At 46.5% G+C, this 254-nt stretch carries 1 rRNA gene; it reads right to left on the bottom strand.

Annotation, left to right across the window (positions count from 1 at the left end):
- Window positions 1-5: 5 nt before the first annotated feature.
- Window positions 6-116: ribosomal RNA gene (rrf, locus tag H6A28_RS15035) — 5S ribosomal RNA — on the bottom strand.
- Window positions 117-254 lie beyond the last annotated feature (138 nt).

Below are 254 nucleotides of genomic sequence, written 5' to 3' on the forward strand. Positions count from 1 at the left end.
ATCTAAAACGGCGACTACCTACTCTCCCACTTGTACGCAGTACCATCGGCGTGGCGAAGCTTAACTTCTCTGTTCGGAATGGGAAGAGGTGGAACCTTCGCGCCATAGTCACCTTAATATCATTATGTTGTCATGACTCACAAGCTAGTAACCTTAGCACAACTGCTAAACGTATATATCATCCTTCATGGATTATTGTGTCTTCCATCCGCCCGGCGCGGATAAGGAAAGCTTTCGGGCAATTAGTAATGCTC

It is taken from the genome of Bacteroides mediterraneensis (genome assembly GCF_016900355.1).
GTDB lineage: Bacteria > Bacteroidota > Bacteroidia > Bacteroidales > Bacteroidaceae > Phocaeicola.